This window comes from Porphyromonas gulae (assembly GCF_000765945.1).
GTDB classification, from domain to species: domain Bacteria; phylum Bacteroidota; class Bacteroidia; order Bacteroidales; family Porphyromonadaceae; genus Porphyromonas; species Porphyromonas gulae.
The window spans coordinates 53,566-66,724 of record NZ_JRAT01000012.1 but is presented as its reverse complement, the minus strand read 5'-3'; the positions used below and the strand labels follow the sequence as shown (position 1 = coordinate 66,724).

Genomic DNA, 13,159 nt, shown 5'->3' with positions numbered 1-13,159 from the left:
TTGCTGCGTATTCGTCATATCGGTCGAAACAAAAGGAGGGGGACTACGGCAGGTAACGCTTCAGGGGCGAATCGTCTCTTAGTAAAGGTGCCAATACGTCATAGCCGAGACGGACATAGACAGCACCTCTGGCATAAGCAGCTATCTGGTACTCATTGAAACAGTATGTGAGGCCCTTGTCATCGATCATAAAATTACCATTGGGCTGTATTTCTTCTGCGTTGAAGAAACCTATTGCATCCAATTCGGACGGCTTGGTCTTGCCGAAATCCTGTACCAATTGTCCTATGATGAGTGCGGACAGCCTTTCCGCATAGCTGATCTTGAACAGATCCCGCTCTTCGAGTATCTTGCCCGTAGAGCGAAGGATGTTGGCGAAGCGGACTGTGTTCTCCGGATGCGCACCGCCTTCGTACGTGTATGTATTGATACGTGTGGAGATCAATCCCGTGTCGCAATAAGCGATGGTATTTTCCTGCTTGTAGATGTAGTCCAGAAGGTCTAAGGGAAGTCCTTGCAGACTGGCTTCGGCATTGTTCGAGCGATAGTCTTCGCCCAGCACTCGCGCATAGCCTTCCATGGCATTCTCCGGCGAAGACGAATCCATCAGACTGTCCCCGAAGAGCAGCCCATTGAACACTTCTGTGAGCATGTCGTCCCCCGAAGGATAGACGTAGCTGATCACCACATGCAGCGATGGCGTGTCGATGTCCGCTCGCAGTGGAATATAGCGTTCGAGGTAGGCCGAATCGAACGTGATGTCCTTCGATTCGGCAGCTTTGTTCTTGCTACAGCCAAAAGCGGTGATCAGAGACAAGGGAAAGAGTAGCGACAGCACGCTGCGCATGGATTTCATCATAGTGAAAGATTATAATTCCGATAGATTCATTATTACTGCCACAAATTTACGCAATTCATTTCGGATAAGCCTTTTTTTACGCGCCGGAAAACGATGGATTGCGGTTCGGCAGAATCTCGATTATGGAACCAAAAAAAATACGTTTTGGTTCGGGAATTTTTTTCTTTTGGTTCGGGAACGAAAACTTTCTCGCGCCATGTTTTTAGCAACCATATCCACGAAATTTTTGGGACAAGAAACGCTGACAGAGAGGAAAATCCTCCCTCCCGATTCTCTTCGCTCAGAAGTGGAAAAACGATGCTCCGCCTTCCTTATTTCATGCTCTGCGATTGCTGTCATTGCAAAATGTTTTGTGCTGTTCCGTTAGGTACAATCCTTTTTCCCGTAAAGGATTACAGATGTCTGCTATAACTCTTGGCGTGAGAGTGGTCGGTTCGGTTTTTTAGTGATTTTTGGCGCGGAAAAATGTGTCGGCGGACGGAGAAAATGTTACCTTTGTTCCAAATAGTCGTCCGCTTCGGGGCGGCTCCTTTTTCACTCCGTTGCTATGAATAGGTTGATATCCCACATCGAACGCAGCATCAGTATACATAAGTGTGTAGTGGTGCCGAGCCTTGGCGGTTTTGTTGCTGAGCTGTTGCCGGCATGTTACGACCGTGATGACAATCTTATTTACCCTCCCAAAGAAGAACTCCGATTCAATGCTGCCCTCTCGCTTCGGGACGGTATCTTGGAGGATAGCTACGCACGAGCTTATGGTATCTCGCACCGCCGTGCCAGAGTGATGCTCGATGACGATGTGCGCACTTTGCGTGCCGAACTGGTACGTGCCGGACGTGTCAGCTTGGAAAAGATGGGCGAACTGACTTTGAATCCGGAGGGACAAATCAGCTATTCGCACCGAAGCGAAGCGGAGGAAGGATCGGGCTTTTCCTACGGCCTGGTTCCTTGCTCATTGCCTCGTTTGGCTGAGTCTTTCGACGAAGTACAGCCGTCTGCGGAGAGGGAGAAGGAAGTTTCGCCGGCCGGTCGGTCGGATTATTTCTACCTGAAGATCCATAAGCGTACCGGCATGATGGCGGCTGCGGCTGTGATGTTGGGCGTATTGCTTGTTGTCCCTTGGGGGCAAATCTCCTCGTCGGATAAGTTTGCCGCCAGTTTTGTCCCTACCGAGCTGACAGCCAAGAGCGTATGGAAAGATACCGAAGCCCGGCCGGTGCAGGTGGTGACGGCGAAGCCGGCTTCTGTTGCCGCTACGGCTGATTCGCAGCCAATCGAGGCTACGGCCTCTAAACCGGCCGAATCGCCCAACCAACTCTCCACGGACGTAGCCGAAGGGGGTGTGCCCGTGATGCACGAGCCTGTAGGTTCCAAATACTATTATGTGGTAGTGGGCACATTCGATACGAAGAAGAAAGCTCAGGAGTTTTACCGCATGAGCATCGATAAGGCCATGATGCCGAATGCCGTGGTGCTGCTTAGCTCCAATAAGGCACGTATTTATGCCGATCGCTTTGCTACGGCGGACGAAGCGCAGACTTATATCCGTTCGATGAAAGATAAACACAGGCTGTTTGCCGATGCTTGGGTGTATGCCGGACGATGAAAAAATAAAATTGCGATACTCACCGGAAGAGTCGGCGCGCCTTATCAAAGAAGAGGCGCGCCGACTTGGTTTTAGTGCTTGTGGGTTTGCCGAAGCACAGGCCTTGCCGCCATCCGTGGTAGGGACTTACGAGAAGTTCCTGTCCGAAGGCCGGCATGGGGAAATGGACTATCTGGAGCGCAACAGGGAGCTTCGCTATTCGCCGGCGGAGTTGTTGCCGGGTACTCGAACGGTTATCTCCGTGGCACTGAACTATTACCCCAGGATCAAACAACCGGCCTCGGCTCCGCAAATAGCCTACTATGCTTATGGGAAAGACTACCATAAGGTCGTCAAACGCCTCTTGGACAAGCTACTGGATTATATTCGTCGGGAGATCTGCCCTTCCGTTTCGGGACGGTCTTTCAGCGACTCTGCCCCTATTGCCGAACGCTATTGGGCTTGCCGTGCAGGTATCGGTTGGGTAGGGCGCAGCGGCATGCTTATTTTGCCCCGAGGGGGGACTTTCTTTTTCTTGGGAGAGCTATTGGTGGACATCGATCTGCCTCCCGATACTCCGATGCCATCACGCTGTGGAGCCTGCCGGAACTGTATCGAAAGCTGTCCCACAGGAGCTATTTCCGAAGAGGGCATGGACTCTCGTCTCTGTGTGAGCTATCTGACGATAGAGCATGAGGGGGAGATCCCTCCGGAACTGGTCGGTAAGCTGGGCAATCGTTTCTACGGATGCGATAGTTGCCAGCTCTGCTGCCCTTGGAACCGCTATGCCCATCCTTCCGAGGTCGAAGCCTTTGTACCGAGGGAGGCTCTGTTTACGTTCGACAAGGACGATCTCGCTTCTTTGGACGAAGAGAAATACCTGCACTTCTTCGCCGGTTCGCCCATGAAGCGAGCCGGACTCGATGGCCTTCGGCGCAATGCGCGAGCTTTGGAGCAGGGAGATAAGAAAGAGGATGAGCAGCCGACTGACGAAGACGGATAAGGGCTCAAATACGAATCTCTTGGAGCAAACGATTCCTTTCTCTTCTTGAGTCGTTGACTTTTCTGATTACTCAGATTACTCAGATTACTCTGAGTCCTCCGATCCCTCATATCTATAATCACAAGAATAAGTAGCCTTCACTGTTGATAACTCGGTGCGAAAAGTATCGGCAGATCGGTGTGAAATGTATTCCTTTGCATTAGTCTGCCGGCAGGCGTGGCGATGCATTTTTCAGCCTGTTCGGCACTCATCATTATTCTATAAAAACATATACCAGTATGAAAGTTGAATCTAACGGCGCATCGGCACGGGAGGATGTATTCCCATTCCGAGTCCATCGCGTCAAAGAAGTAGCCGTACGCTACTTCCCACATCTTACCCCGAATTCCGGTACACGTGCCCTGCGAAGAATCATCTACGGGGATCAAGATCTCCTCAATTCGATGAGAGAACATGGTTATGCTCTGGGACAGCGATCCCTGACACCGGCTATGCTCAACGTTCTTACAGCCTATCTTGGTTCGCCCGAAGATTTTTGTCCTTGACGGACAATAGCTGAAAAGTCTGCCTGTGGGGGGATGTCAAAGTCGTGATTTGCGGCTTTCGGCATGCCCCCTTTCAGTATATATAAGGAGTTTAGCGGGAAAGATATTCGGCAAATGCGGCTACATTCTCCGGCGGAGTAGCCCACGAAGTGACCAGACGAATGGCTGAGCTGTCGGGTGATACGGCTTGCCACACGTAGAAGTCGAATGTGGCTTTCAGCCTTTCGATCAGATCGTTGGGGAGGATCGGGAAGATCTGATTGGTTTGCGGAGGGTAGAGGAAGGAATAACCGCAGGAGGAGATGGCTGTCGCCAGATCTGTTGCCATTTTGTTGGCATGAGCTGCAAGCCGGTAGTAAAGCCCATCGCGGAAAAGCGTGGTAAACTGGATGCCCAGCACCCGCCCCTTGGCCAACATGGCTCCGCGCTGCTTGATTTGATAGAGGAAAGCATCGTCCGGACGTGGACGAGGGAAGACGATGGCCTCTCCGAGGAGTGCTCCGTTCTTGGTGCCACCGATATAGAACGCATCGGTCAGGGTGGCTATATCGGTCAGGGTCGGATTGTCCTCGGTCTCTGCCATGACCGCCGAACCGATACGGGCACCGTCGAGATAGAGTAGGAGACCGTTTGCACGGCAAAAGGCGGACAGATCCGACAGCTCATGACGAGAGTAGAGTGTGCCCAGCTCCGTGGATTGGGAGATATAGACCATGGACGACTTTACCATGTGTTCGTCCGTATGAAAAGCAAGGACTTCCCGGATATGCTCCACACTGAGTTTGCCGAGTGGAGTAGGTACTGTGCAGACCTTATGTCCGGTGGATTCGATAGCACCGGTTTCGTGCACGTTGATATGCCCTGACTGTGCTGCTATGACAGCTTCGTGTGGACGGAGCAGGTGACTGATCACCAAGAGATTGGTCTGCGTCCCACCCGATACGAAATAGACTTCGGCATCGGGCTTATTGCATTCGCGGCGGATCATTGCACGCGCTTCCTCGCAATAGGAGTCATAGCCGTATCCCTCTTGTGGAACGAAATTAGTATCTGCCAGCGCGTGCAGTATGTCAGGATGCGCACCTTCGGTATAGTCGTTTTTGAAGCTGATCTTGCTCATAAGCTATATTGGGGAGTATTGGTCTTGTGCCGGAGATGGTTAGACGATGAAGAATTCGGAAATAATCCTGTCCGAGAGGAATATCCCTTTTTCCGTGAGCCGTATTCGTCCATCGGTTTCTTCGTGGAGGAGACCGTCGCGGATAAAAGGAGCAGCTGTCCGAATACACCGTTCGGCAGATTCCTTTCCGAAGAGATAGCCTACCTGATCGGGCGATAAACCACGGGCAGTGCGGAGACGGGTCATGATTACTTCGTTGTAACGGTCGTTATCGGTCAGGATTTCTTCTGTGAAGAGGGGCTTCCCTGCTGCCATGGAGGCTATGTATCGGCTTATATCGGAGGGATTGCACCGCCTTGTGCGCCATCCATCGAAACTGTGTGCCGATGGGCCAAGACCCAGATAGGGAGTATCCTGCCAATAGGAGCTGTTGTGGCGAGAGTGATAACCGGCACGGGCAAAATTGGAAATCTCGTAGTGTTCATAGCCGGCTTCTGTCAGCTGTTCGCGGAGCATGCGGAAAAGTTCGAGGCTTACTTCCTCGTCCACTTCGCGCACTTTTCCTGCATAGAGTAGGCATGTCAGGGGTGTTCCTTCTTCGTATATCAGATGGTAGGCGGACAGGTGGGGTGGGGCGAGAGCAAGTACTGCGGAGATATTCTCTTGCCAGCGAGCAGGTGTCTGCCCGGGCAGACCGTAAATAAGGTCGATACTCAGGTTGGTAAGTCCTGCTTTGCGGCAGGTATCCACTGCTTCGTACACTTGGCGAGCATTGTGCCGACGATTGAGGAAGTGCAGGTCTTCATCGTGGAAACTCTGTGCTCCCATACTTATTCGATTGATCGGCAGAGTGCGAAGTTCCTGCACATAACCTGTATTCAGATCGTCGGGATTGGCTTCCAAGGTAATCTCGACATCGGAAGAAAATGAGAAAAGTTTATAGGCCTGCTCTATAATACGGCCTATTTCCTGTGGGGAAAGAAGCGATGGAGTCCCTCCTCCGAAGTAAAGGGTGCCGATCGTATCGGCGACTTCGGTACGACGAATACTCATTTCGGCGATCAGTGCCTGTATATACTCCGAACGAAGCGCGCTGTTCGTCTGCGAATAGAAGTCGCAATACGAGCAGCGCGTGGCACAGAAAGGAATATGAATGTATAGTCCTGTCACTTGATCTCTATACTTGTGGGAGCGGATATGGGGCCGGCCACATCCATTTTATTGACGGCTTGGAGGCGTACTTCTATCCGCGTGGCTTCCGCTGTTAGTTCCCCGGGCAGCAGGTAGGAGTTGTCTTCGATGCGGTCAGCCACCAGCCTGTCTTGCATCTGGCCGGCGGTGTCGAATCTTCTGAGGAAGAGGCGATAGGATACTTTAGCTGTTTCTCCGACAGCTTTATTCCAGCTCACAGCGATTTTGCCATCTGTCCGGCGTGTCAGCCGAGGAGTTTCTGCTTTTATGGGGGTGGCAAAACCCTTGCGATGTATGGGGATAGGTACCACGTCTTCAGCGAATCGCTCGCGAATGATCTGCGGTATGCCATTGCTTTCATGGCGCAACTGATCTTCTCGGAAGAAGCAGACACCGGGGAATCCCATGTGACGGGCGGAGTCGATTTGTTCTCCGATGACTTGAGCCGGCCACCGACTGTTGTCCACAACCCGATAGGTGGCTAATCCCGGTATAATCGGTAGATCGGGTAGCTGCGCTTTCCAATCTTCGAGGAAGGGATAAAAGAGGTCGTCACGGTAGTATAGCATCGGCACCAGAAAGTCCACACTCCCTTCCTTTGCCCAGACTACCGGATCCTGATGTACTCCCTCGTAGGCTGTCCAGTCGCCACCGCGCCTACCGGAGAGCTTTCTCAGACGGCCGATGGTAGCCACGCTTACCTGTACCCACGGAGTCTTTTCCGTAGCGGCTCGGTGAACGTCCGCCATGAGATCGGACAGGTTGCGTCGTCGCCAAGCTGCCGGATCCATATTACCCCCATATCGTTTATAGGTGGCAGCATCGTCGAAGCTTTTGGCTTTTTCCGGATAGCGCATATAGTCGAGGTGAATGCCATCAACGGGGTATTTCTCTACGATCTCACGAACGAGGGATGCAAAGTAGGCTCTTGCTTCGGGTATGCCCGGATTGAGGTACCATAGATTATTGTGTCGTACACACCATTCGGGATGACGACTTTTGACCGATTTGCCTTTCAGCGAACGTATGTGTTTGTCCGGTCCCAAGGGAGTGACGATCAGCCAGGCATGGAAAGCCAGACCTCGCTTGTGGCACTCTTTCAGGGCAAACTCCAGTGGGTCGTAGTCGGGCTTGCCTACTCCGGTGAATATGGTTGATTGGGGTTCTATCTCAGAGGGGTAAATGACATCTCCGCGATGACGCACCTGAAAGAACACGGTGTTGAACTTCTCACGCTTGAGCCTGTCCAGAATACGGCAGAGTTCTTCTCTCTGTTTTCGCAGTCCTTCGGCTGTAGGAGCGGAGCGTTGCGGCCAGTCGAGTCCGTATATGGTGGTCAGCCATACCCCACGCATCTCCTCTCTCACCGGACTGACCCACGGTTCGATGACAGGAGCTGCAATCGCCGTGTCCGGAAGAGGCTTCACTGTGGGGGGAGAGGGTACGACCTTTTTAGTGCCGCAGCTGGTGAATAGCAGTGTGGCAATACCGACGAACCACCCAGTGAGACAGCTAATCTTCATATTTGATATTATCGATCAGGCGAACCTCTCCGCAATACACCGTAATACAACCCACGGCATGGTCGGTATCCTGCCAGTTGTCGATCCTTTGTAAGGAATTTCCGTCTACTATTTCGAAGTATTCCACTTGCAGATGGGGCAGGGCATTGAGGCTTTCCGTCACCCATCGCGTAACGAGTTCAGGTGAGTGTGCGGGACGGAGTGTGCGGCTTTGTTTGAGGATACGAGCGATGGATGGAGCTATGGCACGTTCTTCGCTACTGAGACGGATGTTACGGCTACTGAGTGCAAGGCCGTCCTCTTCGCGGATGATAGGACAGGCTACGATCGTAACCGGTAAACCCAACAGGCTTACCATGCTGCGGATAACAGCGATTTGCTGGAAATCCTTTTCCCCGAAATATGCTTTGTCCGGCTCCACCATCATGAAGAGTTTGCTTACCACCTGCACCACGCCATTGAAGTGTCCGGGGCGATACTTGCCTTCCATCACTTCTGCCACACTGCCCAGATCGAATACGCGAGTGTCTGGTTCGGGATATACCTCTTCTACGGAGGGCATGAATACGGCATGACAGCCGGCTTCTGCCAAGACTGCTGCATCGGCTTCCGGTGTGCGGGGATAACATTCCAGATCGCGTTTATCATTGAATTGTGTAGGATTGACGAATACGCTTGCCACGCAAATGTCGCAATCGGCTACGGCACGGTTGATCAGACTGATGTGTCCTCGGTGCAAGGCTCCCATTGTGGGGACGAGGCCGATGGTTTTCCCTTTGGCGCGGGCATGTGCCACAAAGTTCTTGAGCGAAGCGACGGTATTGAAAATTTCCATAGCGGTATTATTTGTTCTTCTGTTACGACTTGAGCGATAAATCTCTCGGGGATAATTTTTTGCAAAGGAACAGATTATTTACGTATTGGCATGCACCGAAAAAAGTCATTGAGAATAGGGACAGTTTAGTTAATGATTATAGTCACAGAGTTTTTTGAAGAGTATAATGAGTTTATTAGACCTTTTTCCTCTTCTGATACAACTTTCTTATAGGCCGTCAAAATCACCATATTACAAGGTTTTATTTTCTTTTCTTATCATGGACGAGAGTTGATGGTTGGTTGATTTGTCTTGTGAAATTTGCATTGTTCTATGATTTTGTTTGTGTGGTTCTAAAAATATTGACAGAATGATAATTCCAATTGATTTGTTTTCTATATTTGATGCCGCCGATATTGGCTTGAATATAAGGTATGGGGCATATCTGTTGGGTCTGCCTCGATATACCGTCCTAATTCTACTACCGAATCAATTATGGTTTTGTCCGAAAAAGCAAAGTATTATGTTGATCTTGAGCATCGCTACGGTGCTCACAACTATCATCCGCTCGAGGTGGTACTCTCTCGTGGTCAGGGTGCTTATGTGTGGGATGTGGATGGGAAGCGTTATTTCGACTTCCTTTCTGCTTATAGTGCCGTCAATCAGGGGCATTGTCATCCGAAAATCATAGCGGCACTGAAGGAGCAAGCGGAAAAAATCTGTCTGACTTCACGAGCTTTCTACAACGATTGTCTGGGTGAATACGAAGAGTTTATGCACCATTATTTCGGCTATGATAAGATGTTGCCGATGAATTCGGGTGCGGAGGCTGTGGAGACAGCTCTGAAACTTTCTCGTCGCTGGGGTTATCGTGTGAAAGGAATACCCGAAGAGAAAGCTGTCATCATCGTATGCGATGGCAACTTCCATGGCCGCACCATCAGTATCGTTTCCATGAGTTCCGATCCCGACAGCTATACCGATTATGGCCCTTATACACCGGGCTTCGTCAATATACCATATAATAATATAGAAGCCTTGGAGAAGGCCTTGGAGGAGCACAAAGACCATGTAGCTGCTTTTGTAGTAGAGCCGATACAGGGCGAGGCCGGTGTCTTCGTTCCCGATGATGGCTATATCCGTCGTGCTGCGGAGCTTTGTCGTAAGTACCATGCCCTCTTTGTGGCTGACGAAGTGCAGACCGGTATCGCACGAACGGGGCGGATGCTCTGCTGCGATCATGATGACGTTCGTCCCGATATTGTTGTACTTGGCAAAGCTATTTCCGGTGGAGTATTGCCGGTAAGTTGCGTATTGGCTGACGATGAGGTCATGCTTACGATCAAGCCGGGTGAGCATGGTTCCACTTTCGGGGGATTCCCCCTTGCGTGCAAGGTGGCGATGGCTGCCCTTACGGTGGTGAAAGAAGAACGCTTGCCGGAGAGAGCCGAAGAGCTGGGACACTATTTCAGAGGAGAGTTGCTCAAAATCAAGAGTCCTCTACTGAAATTGGTACGTGGACGAGGTATGCTCAATGCCATTGTCATCGAACCGCACAATGGACACGAGGCATGGGACGTGTGCGAGGCAATGGCCGAGCGCGGACTTTTGGCCAAACCGACGCATCGCCATATCATTCGCTTGGCTCCACCGCTTTGTATCACACGTGAGGAGCTGGCGCAGGCTGTGGAGATTATCAAGGAATCCATCAAGGTCTTAGAGTAAACACTCATGGCTCTTATTCGCAAGCAGGCCACGAACCGCATGCTGATGGTGCGCCCGGCTCTCTTTGGATTTAATGCCGAGACGGCCACAAACAACAGCTTCCAGAAAGAAACGGGAGTACCCGAAGCAGTAGCAAGGGAAGCGAAAAAAGAGTTTGACAACTACGTCAATCTATTGCGCGAACACGGAGTAGATGTATGGGTCATTCAGGATTCGAAGACACCTCATACACCCGACTCGATATTCCCGAACAATTGGTTCAGCACGCATGTCACAGGCGAATTGGTGCTTTACCCCATGTATGCACCTAACAGGCAGCAAGAGCGGAAATTACCCGTATTGGCTACCGTTGGTGAAATGGAAGGGGTAGAACGCATCATCAATCTCTCCGGCTACGAGCGAGACAATTGTTTTCTCGAAGGTACGGGCAGTATGGTATTGGACAGGGTCAATCGTATAGCTTACTGCTGCTCATCCGAACGTACCAATCCGAAGGTGTTGGAAGAGTTCTGTCGGGAGTTGGACTACAAAGGATTGATTTTTACCGCCACAGATGCGAATGGTGCTCCTATCTATCATACCAATGTGATGATGTGCGTAGCTTCGCGCTATGCGATCGTTTGTTTGGAGTGTATCAGAGACGAAGCCGAGCGCAGTATGGTGGTGAATAGCCTGACTGCTACAGGACACCGCATCATAGCCATTAGTACGGAGCAGGTGGAACACTTCGCCGGCAATATGCTCGAAGTGGAGAGCGAGACAGGCCAATCCCTGTTGGTGATGAGTGCCGAGGCTCGCCGTTCCTTGACTGAAGAGCAGGTAGCTGAAATAGAAGGGTTCAGTACGATCGTAGCTCCGGAACTGACCACGATCGAAAAGAACGGCGGTGGTTCCGCACGCTGTATGTTGGCAGAGATATTCCTGCCTCAGGGATAATGAAGGACGAGCAAATATGCTTCGATAGCTTCATCCCGCCATTCATCAGAATCATATACAAGAAGAAATAAAAAACAATGAATAATTCGCATTTTACTTTTGCCAAGCCGGTCAATGAGCCGGTTTACGGCTATGCTCCGGGTTCGCCGGAAAGAAAAAAACTGAAAGAGGAGCTTCAACGCCAACTGTCTACGCCTATAGAGATTCCTGTTATCATAGGAGGCAAAGAGATACGAACGGGCGATACCGGCACTGTGGTGATGCCCCACAACCACGCTGTCCGACTGGCCACCTATCATCGGGTAGGGGAGAAAGAAGTGCTCCAAGCTATCGAAACTGCCGAAAAGGCTCGTCAGGATTGGAGCCGTCTGCCATGGACTGAGCGTGCTTCCGTAATGTTGCGCATCGCAGAATTGATTTCCACCAAATATCGCTATCAGTTGGCTGCCTCCGTAATGCTTGGGCAGAGCAAGAATCCGATGCAGGCAGAGATCGATGCTCCCTGCGAGTTGATCGATTTCTTGCGTTTCGGAGCCTACTATGCCGGACAGATCTATGCCGATCAGCCTATCAGCGAAAAAGGCATTCTCAATCGAGTGGAATACCGTTCGCTCGAAGGTTTCGTTTTGGCCGTTACGCCTTTCAATTTCACCAGTATTGCCTCCAACCTCAATCTGGCACCGGCCATGATGGGGAATACTACTATCTGGAAGCCTTCCACTACAGCCCTTCATAGCAACTACCTCCTTATGAAAATCTTCCAAGAGGCCGGTTTGCCTGATGGTGTGGTCAATTTCCTTCCCGGACAGGGTAGCTTGATCGGTCGGGTAGCCACAGCGAACGAACACTTGGCCGGTTTCCATTTTACCGGTTCTACAGCTACGTTCAACACCCTGTGGAAGAGCATCGCCGGCAATATAGATCGCTATCGTGGCTATCCGCGTATAGTGGGCGAAACGGGAGGAAAGAACTTCGTGATGGTTCATCCCTCGGCAGAAGCGCGCGAAGTGGCTACGGCTCTTGTGCGCGGAGCTTTCGAGTATCAGGGACAAAAGTGTTCGGCAGCAAGTCGCGCTTATATTCCTCGTTCCTTGTGGGAGAGCGTGAAAGAGGTGATGGGCGATATGCTCGACAGTATCAAAATGGGAGACGTAATGGAATTCGACAACTTTGTCAATGCCGTTATCGACGAAGCCTCTTTCGATAATATCATGAACTATTTGGCTGCCGCCAAACGAGATCCGGATGCCAAGATCATATTCGGCGGTGAAGGAGATAAGAGCGTGGGTTACTTTATCCGGCCTACCGTTATCGAAACGACGAATCCGCATTACGCTACGATGACGGACGAACTGTTCGGTCCCGTCCTGACCGTATATGTCTATGAGGACAAAGACTTTGCCGATACGCTACGTCTTTGTGACAGCACCGGCCGTTACGGACTGACCGGCTCCATCTTCTCTCGCGATCGCTATGCCATCGAACAGGCTTTGGATGCTCTGCGCTTCTCCGCCGGCAACTTCTACATCAATGACAAGCCGACGGGTGCCGTTGTCGGGCAGCAACCTTTTGGCGGTGCACGTGCCAGTGGAACGAACGATAAGGCGGGCGGACCACTTAACCTGATGCGCTGGTGCAATCCGCGGACCGTGAAGGAGACCTTCGTGCCTCCTACGGATTATCCCTATCCGTTCTTGGCAAAGGATTGATCCAAATTTTTGCTACGGGAAGAGTCGTACTTGGTCGCATCCCGTTTATTGAGAGACTGTATCCTTTTGGAGTGCAGTCTCTTTTTTTAGAATATATTTCTCGACCTTGATCAAGGAACAAAATTGGTGCCATGCTTTCAGATAGTTGT

General features: G+C 51.1%; 12 protein-coding genes. 7 read left to right on the top strand and 5 right to left on the bottom strand.

Features of this window, described 5'->3' with window-relative positions; translation table 11 throughout:
- Positions 1–43 precede the first annotated feature (43 nt).
- Positions 44–859, bottom strand: a complete 816-nt coding sequence (locus HQ49_RS03795; protein WP_018964419.1) for a DUF3298 and DUF4163 domain-containing protein — start codon at positions 857–859, stop codon at positions 44–46.
- On the opposite strand from HQ49_RS03795, the gene HQ49_RS11220 reads away from it, so the two are divergent.
- From HQ49_RS11220 to HQ49_RS10340, 4 genes are all read left to right on the top strand, one after another.
- Positions 846–1,226, top strand: a complete 381-nt coding sequence (locus tag HQ49_RS11220) for a hypothetical protein (protein WP_039443451.1) — start codon at positions 846–848, stop codon at positions 1,224–1,226. The two genes, HQ49_RS03795 and HQ49_RS11220, sit on opposite strands and share 14 nt — an antisense overlap.
- Positions 1,227–1,406: 180 nt before the next feature.
- Complete coding sequence (locus HQ49_RS03790; protein ID WP_018964418.1) at positions 1,407–2,465, top strand: HU domain-containing protein; 1,059 nt, start codon at positions 1,407–1,409, stop codon at positions 2,463–2,465.
- A 10-nt stretch (positions 2,466–2,475) separates the two neighbouring features.
- On the top strand, positions 2,476–3,447 hold the full coding sequence (queG, locus tag HQ49_RS03785) for a tRNA epoxyqueuosine(34) reductase QueG (RefSeq protein WP_230587318.1): 972 nt from the start codon (positions 2,476–2,478) through the stop codon (positions 3,445–3,447).
- A 278-nt stretch (positions 3,448–3,725) separates the two neighbouring features.
- Positions 3,726–3,992 carry a DUF4248 domain-containing protein gene (locus HQ49_RS10340; RefSeq protein ID WP_018964416.1) on the top strand — a complete coding sequence of 89 codons (267 nt, stop codon included), beginning with the start codon at positions 3,726–3,728 and terminating at the stop codon, positions 3,990–3,992.
- Between the two features lie 91 nt (positions 3,993–4,083).
- On the opposite strand, the gene HQ49_RS03775 is transcribed toward HQ49_RS10340, so the two are convergent.
- Genes HQ49_RS03775 through panC form a run of 4 tightly spaced genes read right to left on the bottom strand, consistent with a single transcriptional unit; the run spans position 4,084 to position 8,661 of the window.
- The gene (locus HQ49_RS03775; RefSeq protein WP_039418546.1) at positions 4,084–5,112 is read right to left on the bottom strand and encodes a threonine aldolase family protein; all 1,029 of its coding nucleotides are present in this window, start codon (positions 5,110–5,112) and stop codon (positions 4,084–4,086) included.
- A gap of 39 nt (positions 5,113–5,151) precedes the next feature.
- The gene (gene hemW, locus HQ49_RS03770; RefSeq protein ID WP_039418544.1) at positions 5,152–6,282 is read right to left on the bottom strand and encodes a radical SAM family heme chaperone HemW; all 1,131 of its coding nucleotides are present in this window, start codon (positions 6,280–6,282) and stop codon (positions 5,152–5,154) included.
- Complete coding sequence (locus HQ49_RS03765) at positions 6,279–7,826, bottom strand: glycoside hydrolase family 10 protein (protein WP_039418543.1); 1,548 nt, start codon at positions 7,824–7,826, stop codon at positions 6,279–6,281. The genes hemW and HQ49_RS03765 overlap by 4 nt, the downstream gene beginning before the upstream one ends.
- Positions 7,816–8,661 (bottom strand): pantoate--beta-alanine ligase, encoded by an 846-nt coding sequence (panC, locus tag HQ49_RS03760; RefSeq protein WP_039418542.1) that lies wholly within the window; start codon positions 8,659–8,661, stop codon positions 7,816–7,818. Before panC ends, HQ49_RS03765 begins: the two co-directional genes overlap by 11 nt.
- A 474-nt stretch (positions 8,662–9,135) precedes the next feature.
- Between panC and rocD the strand changes: the two genes are divergently transcribed.
- The 3 genes from rocD to pruA all read left to right on the top strand — a co-directional run bounded on the left by rocD (position 9,136) and on the right by pruA (position 13,010).
- Entirely contained in the window at positions 9,136–10,365 is a 1,230-nt protein-coding gene (gene rocD, locus HQ49_RS03755) for an ornithine--oxo-acid transaminase (protein WP_039418541.1), read from the top strand.
- A 6-nt stretch (positions 10,366–10,371) separates the two neighbouring features.
- The gene (gene ctlX, locus HQ49_RS03750) at positions 10,372–11,301 is read left to right on the top strand and encodes a citrulline utilization hydrolase CtlX (RefSeq protein WP_039418540.1); all 930 of its coding nucleotides are present in this window, start codon (positions 10,372–10,374) and stop codon (positions 11,299–11,301) included.
- A gap of 77 nt (positions 11,302–11,378) precedes the next feature.
- Positions 11,379–13,010 (top strand): L-glutamate gamma-semialdehyde dehydrogenase, encoded by a 1,632-nt coding sequence (pruA, locus tag HQ49_RS03745; protein WP_039418538.1) that lies wholly within the window; start codon positions 11,379–11,381, stop codon positions 13,008–13,010.
- Positions 13,011–13,159 lie beyond the last annotated feature (149 nt).

What these genes read in the sequence shown, in the direction of transcription:
- HQ49_RS11220 (WP_039443451.1), top strand. Translation starts at nt 846, where the DNA reads ATGGATTTCATCATAGTGAAAGATTATAATTCCGATAGATTCATTATT.
- HQ49_RS03795 (WP_018964419.1), bottom strand. Translation starts at nt 859, where the DNA reads ATGATGAAATCCATGCGCAGCGTGCTGTCGCTACTCTTTCCCTTGTCT.
- HQ49_RS03790 (WP_018964418.1), top strand. Translation starts at nt 1,407, where the DNA reads ATGAATAGGTTGATATCCCACATCGAACGCAGCATCAGTATACATAAG.
- HQ49_RS10340 (WP_018964416.1), top strand. Translation starts at nt 3,726, where the DNA reads ATGAAAGTTGAATCTAACGGCGCATCGGCACGGGAGGATGTATTCCCA.
- HQ49_RS03775 (WP_039418546.1), bottom strand. Translation starts at nt 5,112, where the DNA reads ATGAGCAAGATCAGCTTCAAAAACGACTATACCGAAGGTGCGCATCCT.
- HQ49_RS03765 (WP_039418543.1), bottom strand. Translation starts at nt 7,826, where the DNA reads ATGAAGATTAGCTGTCTCACTGGGTGGTTCGTCGGTATTGCCACACTG.
- panC (WP_039418542.1), bottom strand. Translation starts at nt 8,661, where the DNA reads ATGGAAATTTTCAATACCGTCGCTTCGCTCAAGAACTTTGTGGCACAT.
- rocD (WP_039418541.1), top strand. Translation starts at nt 9,136, where the DNA reads ATGGTTTTGTCCGAAAAAGCAAAGTATTATGTTGATCTTGAGCATCGC.
- ctlX (WP_039418540.1), top strand. Translation starts at nt 10,372, where the DNA reads ATGGCTCTTATTCGCAAGCAGGCCACGAACCGCATGCTGATGGTGCGC.
- pruA (WP_039418538.1), top strand. Translation starts at nt 11,379, where the DNA reads ATGAATAATTCGCATTTTACTTTTGCCAAGCCGGTCAATGAGCCGGTT.